Consider the following 16,682-nt stretch of genomic DNA (forward strand, 5'->3'; position numbering starts at 1 on the left):
GACAAGGTCCTTAAGGCAAGCGGGATTTGAGTTCGATAAAACGCCGGGTGGCGAGCAGCCCGGCCGGGTGTGCGTGGCGGGCCGGGGCGAGCCAGGGAATCAGAATCGCTATCTGCGACGAGGCATCCTGACCTTGCAGCGCGGTATTGAGCGCCTGTACGTCGAGATCCTGTTCAAGGCCTTCGATGGGCGCTGCGGCGTGACTGTGTCGCCGAACAGGTTTCGCTGTATCCGATGACGTCCAGTCGCCGGCTATCCAGTCGTGCACCAGTTGTTTTTCGTAGGCGTTGAATACGCCAAACATTGCCGCACCATCACCCGCAATCAGTTGCCAGAAACGACTGGCCTGAGGATCTTCGTGGCGTTTGATCCAGCCTTTGTTCTGCAGTGCCAGGAGGAAACCGGGCAATTGTTCCGGTGCGGCCAGCCACTGATTGACGGTCTGCCCTTCGAAGCGGCAGTAATCGGAGTGCATGTGTTGGGCAAATGGACACTTGCGTTCCAGCATGGCCAGCAGCTCATGCTCAAGGTCGAAGCCCTCAATGATTGCGCGACTGCCCTGCCCCAGATCGTTGAGCCGATAGCCCAGCGCTACCCTACGCAGAAACTCGCCGCGATCGGCCTCGAGCGGCAACAGATCGAGCGCCGCCTGCACCGCTTTTTGCGCGTGGCCGGTGCTGGCGTTGTCGATGGTTACATGCAGGGTGAAATAGTACGGATCGATGCCCAGCTCACTGAGTTCGTAACTGCTGATCAACAGGTGCAACGGCAGTTGTTCATAGCCCAGGTTGTAGCCGATCACCTCGGGCAGATAATCAGCCCCACAGACACTGAGCGCGAGCTGTATCGCACCCTGCAGGTAGCGTTCATCGTCGATGGCGCTGCTGTCCTGCAAGTCGTGCTCGGCGAGCAGTTTCTGGTAAATCACTACGTGGTTTTGCGCCGGATTGCCTTCGCCCAGCTCTTCCAGAAAGGTGCGCAGCAGGCCCTGGAAACGCGGGTCCTGCCAGCGCGGCAACAGACCATAGAGCCAAGCGCCGTCGACCAGTTTGGTCGGTGCCACCGCCTGCAGGAAATACAGCGCCTGCGCCTTGCTCCGGAAGAATTGCCGAGGCCCGCCGGCCTTGCGTTGTTGCAGATAGTCGGCGTATTGCCGGGCGACATCGGCGCAATGTTCGGCCACCCAGGCATGCCAGGTCGCGGGATCTTCGGGCAGGGAATCGGGGAGTTGCGCGGCGTGTTGCAGTTGCTCCTGCAAAAACGCCTGTGCAAGGTCCCGGGGATCGTCATCGTGCAACAAGGCTTCATAAACCTGCCGGATGTTTCCGGTGGCTTTCATTTCATGGGGTTTGGCAGGCCCGGCTTGCAGGGATGTCAGGACAGTCATGGCAGATAATCTCGGTCGGTTGGCAGGACGTTGTTCCACACGCCTCTACAGCAGCAGAGAGGCGGCGCCTGCGAAAAATTCAATCGACGTGAAAATTGCCCGGACGGACGGCGAAGCAGCTCCCTGACGGAGCTGCTGATGGCAAGAGCTTTTTGACGTGACTTCAGGCCTGCCCTTTGGCCTGTTGTTCCAGATGCACCTGCAACTGTGGGTCGATCTGCAATGCTGCCGCCAGCTCATCCAGATAGGTACGCTCGGCGTCCTGCTGGTCATCCACCAGCATCACGCTGGTCAGGTACATTTCGGCGGCAACGGCGGGGTCGCCATTGGCCGACTGCGCCACTTCGGAGGGGTTCAGCGGCTTGGCGACTTCAGCGTCAAGCCATTGCTGTAATTGCGGATCAGCGGTGTGCTTGCCGATTTCGCTGCTGATCAGGTGTTTTTCTGAATCATCAATACGCCCGTCAGCCTTGGCTGCCGCAATCAGCGCACGTAGCACCGCGTGGCTGTGTTCTTCTATTTCCGGGCCGGCAAGGAGGTTAGCCGTTTGCGGCGTTTGTTGCGGTGCCGAACCGGCCTGGCTGCGTTGCCAGGCCTGATACGCCTGGAACGCCATCATCCCCAACGACGCCAGCGCTGCATAATTAGTACCACCGGAACGACTTTGCGTGCCGCCCCCGCCGCCCAGTGCCCCACCCAATGCGCCGTCCAGGCCGCCACCTCCACCCAGCAAACCACCGAGAAGGCCGCCCAGTCCGCCAAGCCCGCCAGCCGCAGAGCCAGCGCGCGTGCCGGTGGAATCCGCGCCACCGAGAAGGCCGCCCAGCAACCCGCCTAAACCACCCAACCCGCCAGCCGGGTTTGCAGATTGTTGTCCCGCCGAGGCCTGGCCTCGCAGCAGTTGTTCAAGCAAATCGCTGGTGTTCATGACGTCATCCTCAAGCATTGGCAGTGACTGCGTCTGGCAACGATAGCCCCGTGCGGCCATAGCGCCAGCACCGTTTGGCTGACGCTCGAAGCCCTCGCGGTTTTCGCCCGCGTATTTTTTCTCCGGCCAGCTAAGATTGATCAGTGGTGAACCTTATCCCGGCCAGACCGGTCGATAGCTGCAACCCCGACCCGGTTTGCCGGCGCCCTTCCCGCCAAGGGTGATACCCGGCTTGCTTCACTTTCTGGAGAACGCCCCCGTGATATCGACCGTACACATCGCCAGGCTCAAAGCATGGGGCGCCCATGGTTTTACCGCGACTGGCGTGGTCACTGCCTTCCTGGCCACCCTTGCCCTGTTGGAAAACCAGCCGACCCATTGCCTGATGTGGCTGGGCGTGGCGCTGATCGTCGACGGACTCGACGGCGCACTGGCGCGCAAGGTCAATGTGCAATCGGTGCTGCCGAGCTTCGACGGTTCGATCCTTGATCTGGTGATCGATTACCTGACGTATGTGTTCATTCCGGCGCTGTTCATCTATCGCTACATTCCGCTGCCCGATTACACCTTGCTGCTGACCGTGTCGCTGATTCTGGTGTCGTCGCTGTTCTGCTTCTGCAACGTCAATATGAAGAGCAAGGACAACTACTTTGTCGGGTTTCCGGCGGCGTGGAATGTGGTCGCGCTGTGCCTGTACATCATCGGGCCAGGACCGTGGATCACCTTCCTGACGGTGATCGGTCTGGCGCTGCTGACCGTGACGCGGATGAAATTCCTGCACCCGTTCCGCGTGCGCCGCTTCATGCCGATCAACATTGCGGTGACGGCAATCTGGTTGCTGTGCAGTCTGTCGCTGGTGCTCAACCATCCGGTGATCAACCCGTTGGTGATGGGCTTGTGGTTGCTGATGTCGGCGTATTTTCTGGGGATCTGCATCTGGCGCACGGCGCTGGAGTGGTTTGATCGGCCGCAGGTGAAATAGTCTCCAGAGCCAAACACACATCCAATGTAGGAGTGAGCCTACTCGCGATAGCGGTCTGTCAGCTGAATATTTTTGACTGAAAGACCGCTATCGCGAGCAGGCTCACTCCTACAGGGATCGCAATAGATCCGAAAACCGGGTGTGACTCAGCGTTTGGTGATCACCACCTCCAGATACTCACTCGGCACCACCAGCGATCCCTCTCCCGCCCGATTCAACCGATTGAGCAGATCCGCCAGATCGCTTTCCAGCGCTTGCCCGCTCTCCGGTGGCAACGCTCCGAAAGCCTTGTGAACCGGCCCGTACCAGTGACGAAAGATGTCGATGAAATGGGCCGCCGAGCGATAGCGGAAATTGAACTCGCGGCGCGTCACGCGCAAAAGAAAATCGCGGTCATCGAAATGTTTGTGCAGCCAGGCGTCCGAGCCCCAATTCGACGGGGGCTGGGCACCGGCAGGCGGCGGCAGATGACGGCCGAGCGTCTTGAACATCTGGCCGACAAAACCTTCCGGGGTCCAGTTGGCCAGACCAATCCGCCCGCCACGACGACAAACCCGGCCCAGTTCGGCAGCGGCCTTGTCCTGATCCGGCGCGAACATCACGCCAAAGGTCGAGAGCACTGCGTCGTAACTCTCATCGGCGAACGGCAGTGCTTCGGCATCGGCGACCTGAAACGTCACATCGAGATGCTCCGCCCGGGCCCGGTCCTGGCCGCGTTCCAGCAACGCCGCGACGTAGTCGGTCGACGTGACCCGGCAACCGCGTCGCGCCGCCGCCAGCGTCGCGTTACCGTTGCCGGCAGCGACATCCAGCACCTCTTCATCGCAACGCAGGTCACAGGTTTCGGCAAGGTTTTCGCCGACGATTTGCAACGTAGTGCCGATCACGGCGTAGTCGCCACTGGCCCAGGCGACTTTCTGGCGTTCCTTCAAGGCAGTCAGATCAATCGGGGTACTCATAAACGTGAGCTCCGCTACTAGTTGGACCAGTGATCATTCGGCAGTGGTCGGGTCGATGACCGTCATCACACGGGCCACACTGTTGGCCGGAAACCCACCGAGCCTGGCGTGTTCGCGTACCTGCTCTTCGTCAGGCGCGATGTACACGCAATAGATTTTGTCGGCGGTGACATAGCTCTGCAGCCACTGCACCTGCGGCCCCAGTTCACGCAATACCTGACAGGACGTTTGCGAGACGTTTTTGAGTTCTGTTTCCGACAGCTTCCCTGCCCCCGGAATCTCGCGTTCAATCACGAATTTCGGCATGGCAACCTCGCGTTCTTGTTATGTGGCAGGGCCGGCAGTGACCCTGCTCGCTCACTATCGCGCTGCGGCTGATCGGCGTCCCTGCCGATCGTCCGGCAAGCCGCGAAAACCGTGGGTTTGCCGATGAATGGCGCGAATCTGTTAAGCCTCTGGAACACCTTCGGTATTGTCAGCGCAGGGGGATTGGTTTCAGATGCACCCTCGCCTCTGGAAAGGACTCGCCTGATGCCACTGCAAATTGATTGGCTCGCCCGGCACATGCACCACAGCGACCGCTATGCCGAATGGATTCACCAGCAATTTCCCTACGAATACGTCGACCAACCGCTGGCCGAATGGCAACGTGAATTCGCTGAAGGCCAAGGCAACGGCGACTGGTCCTGCCTGGTCGCCCTGGACGGTGAACACCTGATCGGTGGTGCGGCGCTGGCACGCGATGACCTCGCGTTGCGTCCTGATCTCGGGCCTTGGCTGGCCTGCGTTTTTGTCAGCCCCGACGCTCGTGGGCAAGGTCTGGCAGAGCGTTTGATCGAGGGTATTTGTCAGGAGGCAAAAGACTGCGGCTTTGCGCGTTTGTATCTGCACACGCAGAACAAGCAGGACTACTACGCCAAACGCGGCTGGCATGTCCTGGAACGTTTTCGCGCCTGGGACAACGAACAATGGCTCATGGTCCGCGACCTCTGAGCCATTGGTTTTGCTGATCACGCCGCAGGTGCCTTGGCCTCTTCCAGCAACTGCTGGATCATCTGCTCCTGCGCCTCGTAGCGACCTTCGCCGAAGTGGCTATAACGCACCTGCCCCTTGGCGTCGATCAGGTAATGCGCCGGCCAGTACTGGTTGTCGAAGTTGCGCCAGATCGCATAGTTATTGTCGATGGCCACCGGGTAGGTGATGCCGAGTTTTTTCACCTGTTCCCGGACGTTGTCGATGATCCGCTCGTAACCGTATTCCGGGGTGTGGACACCGATCACCACGAGGCCGTCCTTTTCGTATTTCTTCGCCCATTCTTTGACGTACGGCAGGGTGTGCTGGCAGTTGATGCAGTCGTAGGTCCAGAAGTCCACCAGCACCACTTTGCCACGCAGGGATTCGGCGCTCAGCTCAGGCGAGTTCAGCCATTGCACAGCGCCGGCCAATGACGGCATGGCACCTTTGCCCTCCTCCATCGGCGAGTCCGCACGGACTTTGCTGACGAAGTAGTCAATCACTTTCGGCGCGTTCTCCAATACGCTTTTTTCGACGCTGGCGACGTCTTCGGAGGAAGTGTTTGCCAGCAAGGTTTTATCGAACCCGGTGGCAATCACCGCCGCCGTCACCAGTACCGCAACGCCGGCACCTCGGCGCAACCAGCCAGTGAACGGGATCGACGGTTTCAAGCGATTGACCAAGCCGCGCCCGGCGAAAATCAGCGTGCCCAACGACAATGCACTGCCGACGCCGTAAGCCAGCAGCAACAGGCTGGTCTGCGCGTTGGCACCCTGCAGCATGGCCCCGGTGAGGATCACCCCGAGAATTGGTCCGGCGCACGGTGCCCATAACAGCCCCGTAGCCACGCCGAGCATGATCGAAGCCATCGGCCCGGCCTTTTTCCGCGTGTCCGGGCCGAGGCGGTTGCCGAGCATCACGAAGGGGCGTGTCAGCCAGTCACCGATGTGCGCGGAGATCAGCGACAGGGCGAACACGCTCATCACCATCAGCGCGACATAACGGCCGCTGTTGCTGGCCTGAATCACCCACTCGCTGCTGACCACCGCCAGGCTTGAGATCAGCGCAAAGGTCAGGGCCATGCCGCCGAGCGTCAACAGAATCGCCGCGCGGCTGCGCTGGGCGCCGGCAAACAGAAACGGCACCACCGGCAGGATGCAGGGGCTGAGCACGGTCAGCAGACCGCCAAGAAATGCGATGAGATACATAGTGAGTCGCCCTCGATCAATGATTGTGACGAGCCGTTCAGACGCTCTGGCTTTCCAGCCATTGGCTCTGTGGCGTACGACTGGCGCCGTTCTCGGCAACCATCTGGCCTTGAGGCGTGCGGCTGGCGCCGTCCGCAGCAATCATCTGCCCTTGTGGCGTGCGGCTGTAGCCGTCCGCGGCAAACATCTGCCCTTGTGGCGTGCGGCTGGCGCCGTCGGCAGCAATCAGGCCGTCGGCGCCCGGCTTGGCCAACGGCGTCAGTTGAAAGCAGCTGCCGCTGTGGCAGCTATGCTGTTCAACCGCAGCGTTGGCATGGGCGGCGACGCCGGCCAGGGAGAAAGCGATGGCGGTCAAAAAGCGCGATACGTTGTTCATGGTGGTTTCCTTCTATAGAGAGTTGGCTTGGTTGCCGATAAGGACTCAGTTGTCGCTGTTGCAGCCGTCGGCGAATTTGCTGTAATCGAGCACGCGGGTCTGGCCGGCCGAGTCGAGGTAGGTCATGCGTGCATCGACGATGCCGCAAGACACCGAGTTGTCCTCTTTCAGCGAGATCACTTTGCGGATATCCAGGTGGGTGCCGTAGGTGTAGGTTTGCGGGGTGGCGACAGCTTCGGCGCGGGCTGACAAGGTGCAGACGTTCAGGGCGGCAAACAGGCAAGCGGCGAAAACGGATTTGTTGATCATGGCGGTATTCCTCAAGGCTTCAGTGGGTTTGAGCCGAGGCGATCTGTGTGGGCCTCGATGGAGCCTATTTGAAGCTTGCGAGGTATCGCGTCTGTGTCAGGAACAGGCGCGTTTCAATCGCTGTGTATCCCTGCCATCGGGGGATACACAGCGATACAAAACCCTGGAAAAATCGCGATTTTGCGTTTCCATGTATCCGCCGACACGGCAGATACACTGCAATACAAAGGCAGGCAGGCGAGCCATTGAAGGCTCTATAGACTGCACGGCATTCCCTTTTTGATTGAGGCTTGAAGCGATGGATCATGTCGATCACATTCTCATCGTCGACGACGACCGCGAGATCCGTGAACTGGTGGGCAACTACCTGAAGAAAAACGGCCTGCGCACCACGGTGGTCGCCGATGGCCGGCAGATGCGCAGCTTTCTCGAAGCCAACACCGTCGACCTGATCGTGCTCGACATCATGATGCCCGGCGACGATGGCCTGCAGTTGTGCCGCGAATTGCGGGTGGGCAAACACAAGGCCACGCCGGTGCTGATGCTGACCGCACGCAATGATGAAACCGACCGCATCATCGGCCTGGAAATGGGCGCCGACGATTACCTGACCAAACCGTTCGCCGCCCGCGAACTGCTGGCGCGGATCAACGCCGTGCTGCGTCGCACGCGCATGCTGCCGCCGAATCTGGTGGTTACCGAAGCGGGTCGCTTGCTGGCCTTTGGTCGTTGGCAACTGGATACTTCGGCCCGTCACCTGCTGGACAAGGACGGCACCATGGTCGCCCTTAGCGGCGCCGAGTATCGATTGCTGCGGGTGTTTCTCGATCATCCGCAACGGGTGCTCAGCCGCGATCAACTGCTCAACCTGACTCAGGGCCGTGATGCCGATCTGTTCGACCGCTCGATCGATTTGCTGGTCAGCCGTTTGCGTCAGCGGCTGCTGGATGATGCGCGCGAGCCGGCCTACATCAAGACCGTGCGCAGTGAAGGTTATGTGTTCTCGCTGCCGGTCGAGATTCTCGGGGCCCCGGCATGAGCGTCAATCTGCACTGGCCGCGCACCCTCGCCTCGCGCCTGTCGCTGATTTTCCTGATCGGCCTGCTGCTCGCTCAGGCGCTGTCGTTCGGAGCGCAATATTACGAGCGTTACCAAAGCGCCAAGAACACCATGCTCGGCAATCTGGAAACCGACGTGTCGACCTCGATTGCGATCCTTGATCGCTTGCCTGCCGAAGAGCGTCCTGACTGGCTCGAGCGTCTGGCGCGAAAAAATTATGGCTACCTGTTGAGCGCAGGCGAACCGGGCACGCCGATCGAGGCCGGTGACGTGCCGGTGGCTGTGACCTCGATCACCGCAGCCATTGGTGAACGCTATCCGCTGACCTTCACCGATATTCCCGGACCGAGAAAACACTTTCAGGGCCATCTGCGCCTGAGCGACGGCAGCCCGGTGACCATCGACGTACGCCCTGCCATGGTCCCGTTGTCGCCCTGGTTGCCGGTGGTCTTGCTCGGCCAATTGGCGCTGATGATCGCCTGCACCTGGCTGGCGGTGCGCATCGCAATCCGCCCGCTGACCCGCTTGGCCAACGCGGTGGAAACCCTTGATCCCAACGCCCACCCGGTCCAGCTCGACGAAAGCGGTCCGAACGAAGTGGTCTACGCCGCACGCGCGTTCAACGCGATGCAGGCGCGTATCGCCGCTTACCTCAAGGAACGCATGCAATTGCTGGCGGCGATTTCCCATGACCTGCAAACGCCAATCACGCGGATGAAACTGCGCGCCGAGCTGATGGACGATTGCGTCGAGAAAGACAAACTCTGGAATGACCTCAGCGAGATGGAACATCTGGTGCGCGAAGGCGTGGCGTACGCGCGCAGCATCCATGGCTCGACCGAGGAAAGCCGCCGCACCAACATGGACTCCTTCCTCGAAAGCCTGGTGTTCGACTATCAGGACATGGGCAAGCAGGTGCAACTGGTCGGCAAGAGCGCGGCAGTCATCGATACCCGCCCTCATGCGCTGCGCCGGGTGCTGGTGAACCTCACCGACAACGCGCTGAAATTCGCTGGCGCCGCCGAAGTCTGGGTCGAAGCCAACAAGGGCAACCTGGCGATCACGGTCATGGATCGCGGCCCGGGCATCGCCGACGCCGAACTGGCGCAGGTGCTGCAACCGTTCTATCGCGTGGAAAACTCGCGCAATCGCGATACCGGCGGCACCGGGCTGGGACTGGCCATCGCCCAGCAACTGGCCATGGCGTTGGGGGGATCGCTGACCTTGAGCAACCGCGAGGGTGGCGGGTTGTGTGCGGAACTGAAACTCCCCCTGCACCCCTGAGAACAGCGAAAGTCCTTGTGGGAGCGAGCTTGCTCGCGAAGGCGTCCTGTCAGTCGATGTTCAAGTTGACTGACAGATCGCTTTCGCGAGCAAGCTCGCTCCCACAGTGTGCGGCGCGATCTAAGTGTTCAAGATGCCAGACCGATCACCTGGTCCTCATGCATCTGCCGCAACAACACCAGACCGTTATCCATGAACGAATGGCTGGCGGGCTGCCCGGCCTCTTGCGCCAGACCTTGCAACTGCTCGCGCCCCGTCAGCGACGCAAACTCGGTGATACGTTGCAACAACCGCCAAGCCAGCGGACTCAGTTCAGAAAATTTCACCCTCCAGTCCGCCGCACGCCGCACCAGCAACAGCGTCGGTTGAGCCGGTGGCTTAGCGGGCTGATGGTTCGGATCGAGTTCATGCACTGGCCACGCATACACCAACGGCCAGGCCAATGCCGAGACCTGCAGCGGGCGTTCCAGCAACAGCGCCGGATCGCTTGGCGGCAACGTCTGAGCATCAGACTGCTGCAAAACCATCTCGACCCATTCGTAATGCGCCAGCTCCAGCAAAAACGCCGGCCACTCTCCTTCGCGCAACACCTGCGGTTGCGTGGCCAGATAGTCGAGGAAGGTTTCGGCAATCTCACCAAACTTCGGCGTCTGCGCACGCCAGTCGCGTAAAAATCCTCGCACCAGCAAACCCCAGCGTTGCTCACCGATGATGCGGATCGACACCGGAAACGTGCCGCTTAGTAATTGCGAGACGTTGTTGAACACCAGATCGCGATAGACGTTAACCCGCGCCATGTTCATGTCGGCCGGTGGCGATTGCTGTTCGGGATCGCGCAAATATCGGGTCAGCGCCTGTTGTTGCTGCAGCAGGTTATCCACGATCGCGTCCTCCCGCTTGCAAGCGGCGAATGGTCTGCAACTCGGCGACCAGTTCGGCGAATGCCGGGAAATTGAAATCCCGCTCAAGCAACGTCGGCTGCACGCCAAACCGCTTATAGGCCTGCGCCAGCAGCGACCAGACCACCGGTTTCACCGAGGCGCCATGGGTGTCGATTTTCAACGTGTCGGACTCATCGAAATGCCCGGCCACATGCATGCCGACCACCCTGCCCGGCTCGATACCGGCGAGAAATGTTTGCGGGTCGAAGCCGTGATTGATCGCGTTGACGTAGACATTGTTGACGTCCAGCAGCAGGTCGCAATCGGCCTCGCGCAGCACGGCATTGGTGAAGGTCACTTCGTCCATGTCCTGACGCGGCGCGGCATAGTAGGAGACGTTTTCCACCGCCAGGCGCCGACCGAGAATGTCCTGAGCCTGACGGATTCGCGCGGCAACGTGGTGCACCGCTTCTTCGGTGAACGGCAGCGGCAGCAAGTCATACAGATGCCCGTCATCGCTGCAATAGCTCAGGTGCTCGCTGTACAGCGGCACGTTGTAATGGTCGAGAAACACCCGCACTTCCTGCAAGAATCCGACATCCAGCGGCGCCGGCCCGCCGAGTGACAGCGACAAGCCGTGACAGGACAACGGGTAGCGCTCGGCCAGTTCGCGCAACGCCGCACCATGAGCGCCGCCGACGCCGACCCAGTTTTCCGGGGCGACTTCGAGAAAGTCGAAAGCGCCGCTGCGCGCGGTTTGCAGGTCTTTCAGCAGGCCACGGCGCAGGCCGAGGCCGACGCTGGGTTGCGCTAATAAGGGAGGAATGTGCATGGGATGTACCTCAGCAGTGGGTTTTGCCGAGTTGAACCGCTGGCTGTATCACGGCTGTGTACACATGACCGGGCATTTGCAGCGCTGTGTATCCTCCAACCACCGCGATACACAGTGATACACACCGAAAAACCTGTGGGAGCGAGCCTGCTCGCGAAGGCTGCCGAACAGTCGACAACAATGGCGACTGGGCTGGCCTTTTCGCGAGCCGGCTCGCTCCCACCGAGTTTTTTCAGTGTTTACAAATACAGCGCCAGCCCCGGACCGGGGCTAGACTCCTTTATTACCCAGTCGAGGGGGACGCAGGACGTCAGCAGTGCCCTGCCCAACTCCGTGACCACCGCCCGGTGGCGCACGCCTCGACCCTCGACGCCGCCGGACCGTGATCCTGTTTCAGGAGCACACATGATGGATGAGGCGAAGCTCAACGAATTCATGGGCAAATTGGTCAACGACATGGGCGGCGCGGCGATGCTGGCCAATGTCATCGTCGGCGAAGAGCTCGGTCTGTACCGGGCGATGGCCGACAGTCAGCCGATCAGTGCCGATGCCCTCGCCGCCAAAACCACCTGCAACCCGCGTCTGGTGCGCGAATGGCTCAGCGCGCACGCGGCGTCCGGCTACATGGAGCACCACGACGGCCAGTTCCGTTTACCCGAAGAACAAGCGCTGGCCCTGGCCGTGGAAGATTCCCCGGTGTATGTCGCCGGCGGCCTCGGGGTGGTGGCGTCGTTTTTCCACGACAAGGACAAACTGGTCAAAGCCATGCGCGGCAACGGCGCGCTGCCTTGGGGCGATCACCACCCGTGCATGTTCACCGGTACCGAGCGGTTCTTCCGGCCCGGCTACAAAGGTCATCTGATTGCCGAATGGCTGCCGGCGCTGGACGGCGTGGTGGCCAAGCTTGAGCAAGGCGCGAAAGTCGCCGACATCGGCTGCGGTCACGGCGCCTCGACCGTGATCATGGCCCAGGCATTTCCCAACTCGCGTTTCGTCGGTTACGACTACCATGCGCCCTCAATCACCGTCGCCACCCAGCGCGCCGAGGAAGGCGGGGTCAGCAGCCGGGCGACGTTCTTCCAGGGTTCGGCGAAAAACTACCCCGGCGATGATTACGACTTGATCTGCTATTTCGACTGCCTGCACGACATGGGCGATCCGGTCGGCGCCGCCCGTCACGCTTATGACTCGCTGAAAGACGATGGCACCGTGTTGCTGGTCGAGCCGTTCGCCAACGACACGCTGGACGACAATATCAACCCGGTCGGGCGACTGTTCTACGCAGCCTCGACGTTTATCTGCACACCCAACTCGCTGTCGCAGGAAGTCGGCCTGGGTCTGGGGGCGCAAGCGGGAGAAATGCGCTTGCGCAAAGTATTTACCGAGGCTGGGTTCAAGCACTTCCGCCGGGCTACGCAAACACCGTTCAACCTGATTCTGGAGGCGCGCAAGTAACCCGCGCGGGTCGCGTGCTAACCTGCTGGCACTGCCCACTCCGGAGTGCTGACCATGCTCGACAGCCCGACCCGCGAACACCTCGACACCTTGCAAGAGGTGATGGCTGATGGCGATTTCATTGTGCTGACCGGGGCCGGCATCAGCACGCCGTCGGGCATTCCCGATTACCGCGACAGTGACGGTGTACGCCGTGGCCGGCAGCCCATGATGTACCAGGAATTCCTCGCCGCCCCTGAATCACGCCGGCGCTATTGGGCGCGAGCCATGCTCGGCTGGCCGAGGGTGCGTCAGGCGCAACCGAATGCCGCGCACCAGGCGTTGGCCAGTCTGCAGCGCCATGGGCTGATTCACGACTTGATCACCCAGAACGTCGACACCCTGCACGATCAGGCCGGCAGTCACGATGTCATCGAATTGCACGGCAGCCTGCACCGAGTGCTGTGCCTGGACTGCGGCCAGCGCAGCGAGCGTGATTCGATTCAGCAATTAATGGAACGGCAAAATCCGTATCTGGCCGGGGTCGATGCGGTGCAAGCGCCGGACGGCGATACCCTGCTCGACCCGGCCTTCGAGGCACGTTTTCAGGTGCCGCACTGCCCGCATTGCGCCGGTGAACGAATGAAACCGGACGTGGTGTTTTTCGGCGAGAACGTCGCGCCGCCCACGGCGGCTCGGGCGATGGCGGCGGCAGAGAATGCAGCGGGGATGTTGGTGGTGGGTTCGTCGTTGATGGCGTATTCGGCGTTTCGCCTGTGCCGGGTGATCGCCGATCGCGGCAAGCCGTTGATTGCGATCAACCTGGGCAAGACCCGCGCGGATGATTTGCTGGATTTGAAGATTGAAGCGTCGTGCGAACAGCTTTTGCCGATGTTGGTTGAAGTGCTGGATCGGTGACTTGCTGCACTTTGTGCTCGACTCAGGACCCAGGCCCCTCACCCCAGCCCTCTCCCAAGGGAGAGGGAGCTGACCGAGTCGTTCTCAGGCAATACGTCGACCTGAAAATTTCGAGTCGAACTCAGGATTTGAGAAATCCCCAATTGGCTCCCTTTCCCCCTCGCCCCCCTGGGGGAGAGGGAGCTGACCGAGTTGTTCTCAGGCAATACGTCGACCTGAAAATTTCGAGTCGAACTCAGGATTGAGAAATCCCCAATTGGCTCTTTCCCCCTCGCCCCCTGGGGGAGAGGGAACTGACCGAGTTGTTCTCAGGCAATACGTCGACCTGAAAATTTCGAGTCGAACTCAGGATTTGAGAAATCCCCAATTGGCTCCCCTTCCCCCTCGCCCCCCTGGGGGAGAGGGAACTGACCGAGTTGTTCTCAAGCAATACGTCGACCTGAAAATTTCGAATCGAACTCAGGATTTGAGAAATCCCCAATTGGCTCCCTTCCCCCTCGCCCCCCTGGGGGAGAGGGAACTGACCGAGTTGTTCTCAGGCAATGCGTCGACCTGAAAATTTCGAGTCGAACTCAGGATTTTAGAAATCCCCAATTGGCTCCCTTTCCCCCTCGCCCCCGTGGGGGAGAGGGTTGGGGTGAGGGGGTAGATCTCACAGTCGCCCGAGATCTTCAGCCTTGAGAATATCGAACAACGCCTGCGCCGCCGCCGACAGTTCATTGCCCGGCTCGGTCAGCACACCAATGGCCCGTTCCACCGAGTCATCCAGCGTCAGGCAATGGGCGCCCAGCTCCTGCATCTGCTCGGCGCACAACGCCGGCACGGCACTGACGCCCAGACCGCTGGCGACCATCCGTCCGACCGTCGCCAATTGATGGCTTTCAAATTCCACCGGCAACTTCATGCCCCGCGCCTGCAAGTGCTCTTCAAGCATCACCCGCACCGTCGAAGGTCGCTGCAACGTGATGAACGGCTGCTGCAACAACGTCTGCCAATCGATCTCGCCGCGTTGCGCCAACGGCGAATCCTTCGACACCACCGCGACGAAGCGATCCATATACAACGGCGTAAACGTCATTGACGTGTTTTGCATCGGCTCGAATGCCACGCCCAGTTCCACCTGACGGTCACGGACCATTTCCAGCACTTGCTCGTTGATCACGTCGTTGACCGTGACGTTGACGTTCGGATAGCGCGCGCGAAACGTCTTGAGAATCGGCGGCAGCAGGTTGCCGGCAAACGACGGCATCGCCGCCAGCGTCACCCGCCCGCGCTGCAGGCTGAAGCGTTGGCGCATTTCGTCTTCGGCATTGTCCCAGTCAGCAATCAGGCGCCGCGCCAGTGGCAGCAGTGATTCGCCTTCCACTGTCAGCGCGACATTGCGGGTGTTGCGACTGAACAGGCGCCCGCCCAGCCCCTCTTCCAGCGCTTTGATGGTCAGGCTCAAGGCTGACTGCGACAGGTGCAGGCGCTCGCAAGCCACAGCGAAACTCAGGCTCTGGGCCACGGCGAGGAAGGCGCGGATCTGTTTGATGGTCATGTTCGCTTCGCTCCAGTTGTAAGCTACAAGCGTTAAGCTGCAAGCCATAACGCGACTATTGAGTTTTATCTATCAATCAACCTTAAAAATCAACTTAACAAATATATCCTCCAGCGCGACACTTCAACCATTCGGCTAGCCAGCCGCCCGCAAATAATAAAAGAGGTGCATATGGCAGGTTTCGACAAGCGCGTGAGTTCCTACGAGGAAGCCCTGGCCGGGCTTGAGGACGGCATGACCGTCATCGCCGGCGGTTTCGGTCTGTGCGGCATTCCGGAAAACCTGATCGCCGAGATCAAGCGCAAAGGCACCCGCGACCTCACCGTCGTCTCCAACAACTGCGGCGTCGACGGTTTCGGTCTCGGCGTGCTGCTCACCGATCGGCAGATCAGCAAAGTCATTGCCTCATACGTCGGCGAAAACAAACTGTTCGAAGAGCAGCTGCTCAAGGGCGACATCGAAGTCATCCTGACCCCGCAAGGCACCCTTGCCGAGAAGATGCGCGCAGGCGGCGCTGGCATTCCGGCCTTCTTCACCGCCACCGGTGTCGGTACTCCTGTTGCCGAGGGCAAGGAAGTGCGTGAATTCAAGGGTCGCAAGTACCTGATGGAAGAATCCATCACCGGCGACTTTGCCATCGTCAAAGGCTGGAAAGCCGACCACTTCGGTAATGTCATCTACCGTCACACCGCGCAGAACTTCAACCCGCTGGCCGCCACCGCCGGCAAGATCACCGTGGTTGAAGTCGAGGAAATCGTCGAACCCGGCGAACTTGACCCCTCGCAGATCCACACCCCGGGCATCTACGTCGATCGGGTCATTTGCGGCACGTTCGAAAAACGCATCGAACAGCGCACCATCCGCAAATAATTCAGGCTGACGGAGAACAAGAACATGGCACTTACCCGCGAACAAATGGCTCAGCGCGTCGCCCGCGAAATGCAGGACGGCTACTACGTGAACCTCGGCATCGGCATTCCGACACTGGTCGCCAACTACATTCCCGACGGCATGGAAGTCATGCTGCAGTCGGAAAACGGCCTGCTCGGCATGGGTCCGTTCCCGACGGAAGACACCATTGATGCCGACATGATCAACGCCGGTAAACAAACCGTGACCGCACGCATCGGCGCGTCAATTTTCAACTCCGCCGAATCCTTCGCGATGATTCGCGGCGGTCATGTCGACCTGACCGTGCTCGGCGCCTTTGAAGTAGATGTTGAAGGCAACATCGCCTCGTGGATGATCCCCGGCAAACTGGTCAAGGGCATGGGCGGCGCCATGGATCTGGTGGCGGGCGCCGACAACATCATCGTGATCATGACCCACGCGTCCAAGGACGGTGAGTCCAAGCTGCTCGCCAGATGCAGCCTGCCGCTGACCGGCGCCGGTTGCATTAAACGAGTGCTGACCGACCTCGCCTACCTGGAAATCGAAAATGGCGCTTTTGTCCTCAAGGAACGCGCACCTGGCGTCAGCGTCGAGGAAATCGTCGCCAAAACCGCTGGTAAACTGATCGTCCCGGATCACGTACCGGAAATGCAGTTCGCTGCCCAGTGAGGAATTCGAAA

Annotated in this window: 18 protein-coding genes; 8 read left to right on the top strand and 10 right to left on the bottom strand. The window is 60.5% G+C overall.

The annotated features are described in order from the left end of the window. Positions 1 to 10: 10 nt before the first annotated feature. Together ACM6IV_RS11240 and ACM6IV_RS11245 are read right to left on the bottom strand one after the other, a co-directional pair. A complete protein-coding gene (locus tag ACM6IV_RS11240; protein WP_414870024.1) occupies positions 11 to 1,387 on the bottom strand; it encodes an iron-containing redox enzyme family protein in 1,377 nt (458 codons plus the stop codon). Between the two features lie 163 nt (positions 1,388 to 1,550). Continuing rightward, complete coding sequence (locus ACM6IV_RS11245) at positions 1,551 to 2,315, bottom strand: tellurite resistance TerB family protein (protein WP_414870025.1); 765 nt, start codon at positions 2,313 to 2,315, stop codon at positions 1,551 to 1,553. A gap of 259 nt (positions 2,316 to 2,574) precedes the next feature. Here ACM6IV_RS11245 and pcsA point away from each other — a divergent pair, with 259 nt between their 5' ends. Next, entirely contained in the window at positions 2,575 to 3,297 is a 723-nt protein-coding gene (pcsA, locus tag ACM6IV_RS11250) for a phosphatidylcholine synthase (RefSeq protein ID WP_007919592.1), read from the top strand. 146 nt (positions 3,298 to 3,443) lie between these two features. Here the strand turns inward: pcsA and ACM6IV_RS11255 are convergent, their stop codons facing one another. Continuing rightward, positions 3,444 to 4,256, bottom strand: coding sequence for a class I SAM-dependent methyltransferase (locus tag ACM6IV_RS11255; RefSeq protein ID WP_414870026.1), 813 nt, complete (start codon positions 4,254 to 4,256; stop codon positions 3,444 to 3,446). 33 nt (positions 4,257 to 4,289) lie between these two features. Further along, the gene (locus ACM6IV_RS11260) at positions 4,290 to 4,562 is read right to left on the bottom strand and encodes a DUF4242 domain-containing protein (protein ID WP_414870027.1); all 273 of its coding nucleotides are present in this window, start codon (positions 4,560 to 4,562) and stop codon (positions 4,290 to 4,292) included. Between the two features lie 225 nt (positions 4,563 to 4,787). Here ACM6IV_RS11260 and ACM6IV_RS11265 point away from each other — a divergent pair, with 225 nt between their 5' ends. After that, the gene (locus ACM6IV_RS11265; protein WP_414870028.1) at positions 4,788 to 5,249 is read left to right on the top strand and encodes a GNAT family N-acetyltransferase; all 462 of its coding nucleotides are present in this window, start codon (positions 4,788 to 4,790) and stop codon (positions 5,247 to 5,249) included. Between the two features lie 17 nt (positions 5,250 to 5,266). On the opposite strand, the gene ACM6IV_RS11270 is transcribed toward ACM6IV_RS11265, so the two are convergent. Genes ACM6IV_RS11270 through ACM6IV_RS11280 form a run of 3 tightly spaced genes read right to left on the bottom strand, consistent with a single transcriptional unit; the run spans position 5,267 to position 7,163 of the window. Then, entirely contained in the window at positions 5,267 to 6,478 is a 1,212-nt protein-coding gene (locus ACM6IV_RS11270) for a cytochrome c biogenesis protein DipZ (RefSeq protein ID WP_414870029.1), read from the bottom strand. A gap of 37 nt (positions 6,479 to 6,515) precedes the next feature. Next, the gene (locus tag ACM6IV_RS11275) at positions 6,516 to 6,854 is read right to left on the bottom strand and encodes a hypothetical protein (RefSeq protein ID WP_414870030.1); all 339 of its coding nucleotides are present in this window, start codon (positions 6,852 to 6,854) and stop codon (positions 6,516 to 6,518) included. Between the two features lie 45 nt (positions 6,855 to 6,899). Next, positions 6,900 to 7,163 (bottom strand): DUF2790 domain-containing protein, encoded by a 264-nt coding sequence (locus ACM6IV_RS11280; RefSeq protein WP_414870031.1) that lies wholly within the window; start codon positions 7,161 to 7,163, stop codon positions 6,900 to 6,902. Positions 7,164 to 7,461: 298 nt separating this feature from the next. Between ACM6IV_RS11280 and ACM6IV_RS11285 the strand changes: the two genes are divergently transcribed. Together ACM6IV_RS11285 and ACM6IV_RS11290 are read left to right on the top strand one after the other, a co-directional pair. Next, positions 7,462 to 8,202, top strand: a complete 741-nt coding sequence (locus ACM6IV_RS11285; protein WP_007919579.1) for a response regulator — start codon at positions 7,462 to 7,464, stop codon at positions 8,200 to 8,202. Further along, entirely contained in the window at positions 8,199 to 9,506 is a 1,308-nt protein-coding gene (locus ACM6IV_RS11290; protein ID WP_414870032.1) for an ATP-binding protein, read from the top strand. The genes ACM6IV_RS11285 and ACM6IV_RS11290 overlap by 4 nt, the downstream gene beginning before the upstream one ends. A gap of 128 nt (positions 9,507 to 9,634) precedes the next feature. On the opposite strand, the gene ACM6IV_RS11295 is transcribed toward ACM6IV_RS11290, so the two are convergent. Both ACM6IV_RS11295 and ACM6IV_RS11300 read right to left on the bottom strand, forming a co-directional pair. Continuing rightward, positions 9,635 to 10,387: a DUF2063 domain-containing protein gene (locus ACM6IV_RS11295; protein WP_414870033.1), complete on the bottom strand. Its 753-nt coding sequence runs from the start codon at positions 10,385 to 10,387 to the stop codon at positions 9,635 to 9,637. Continuing rightward, complete coding sequence (locus tag ACM6IV_RS11300) at positions 10,380 to 11,219, bottom strand: DUF692 domain-containing protein (RefSeq protein ID WP_414870034.1); 840 nt, start codon at positions 11,217 to 11,219, stop codon at positions 10,380 to 10,382. Before ACM6IV_RS11300 ends, ACM6IV_RS11295 begins: the two co-directional genes overlap by 8 nt. 408 nt (positions 11,220 to 11,627) lie before the next feature. Between ACM6IV_RS11300 and ACM6IV_RS11305 the strand changes: the two genes are divergently transcribed. Further along, the gene (locus ACM6IV_RS11305) at positions 11,628 to 12,674 is read left to right on the top strand and encodes a class I SAM-dependent methyltransferase (protein WP_414870260.1); all 1,047 of its coding nucleotides are present in this window, start codon (positions 11,628 to 11,630) and stop codon (positions 12,672 to 12,674) included. Positions 12,675 to 12,728: 54 nt separating this feature from the next. Next, positions 12,729 to 13,571 carry an NAD-dependent protein deacetylase gene (locus ACM6IV_RS11310; RefSeq protein WP_414870035.1) on the top strand — a complete coding sequence of 281 codons (843 nt, stop codon included), beginning with the start codon at positions 12,729 to 12,731 and terminating at the stop codon, positions 13,569 to 13,571. Positions 13,572 to 14,223: 652 nt separating this feature from the next. Here ACM6IV_RS11310 and ACM6IV_RS11315 read toward each other — a convergent pair. Then, entirely contained in the window at positions 14,224 to 15,111 is an 888-nt protein-coding gene (locus ACM6IV_RS11315) for a LysR substrate-binding domain-containing protein (protein ID WP_414870036.1), read from the bottom strand. A gap of 171 nt (positions 15,112 to 15,282) precedes the next feature. Here ACM6IV_RS11315 and ACM6IV_RS11320 point away from each other — a divergent pair, with 171 nt between their 5' ends. Both ACM6IV_RS11320 and ACM6IV_RS11325 read left to right on the top strand, forming a co-directional pair. Then, positions 15,283 to 15,981 carry a CoA transferase subunit A gene (locus tag ACM6IV_RS11320; protein WP_016983257.1) on the top strand — a complete coding sequence of 233 codons (699 nt, stop codon included), beginning with the start codon at positions 15,283 to 15,285 and terminating at the stop codon, positions 15,979 to 15,981. A gap of 24 nt (positions 15,982 to 16,005) precedes the next feature. Next, positions 16,006 to 16,671 carry a CoA transferase subunit B gene (locus ACM6IV_RS11325; RefSeq protein ID WP_027611653.1) on the top strand — a complete coding sequence of 222 codons (666 nt, stop codon included), beginning with the start codon at positions 16,006 to 16,008 and terminating at the stop codon, positions 16,669 to 16,671. The last annotated feature ends 11 nt before the right edge of the window (positions 16,672 to 16,682 follow it).

Source organism: Pseudomonas sp. IT-347P, assembly GCF_949768005.1.
Taxonomy (GTDB): domain Bacteria; phylum Pseudomonadota; class Gammaproteobacteria; order Pseudomonadales; family Pseudomonadaceae; genus Aquipseudomonas.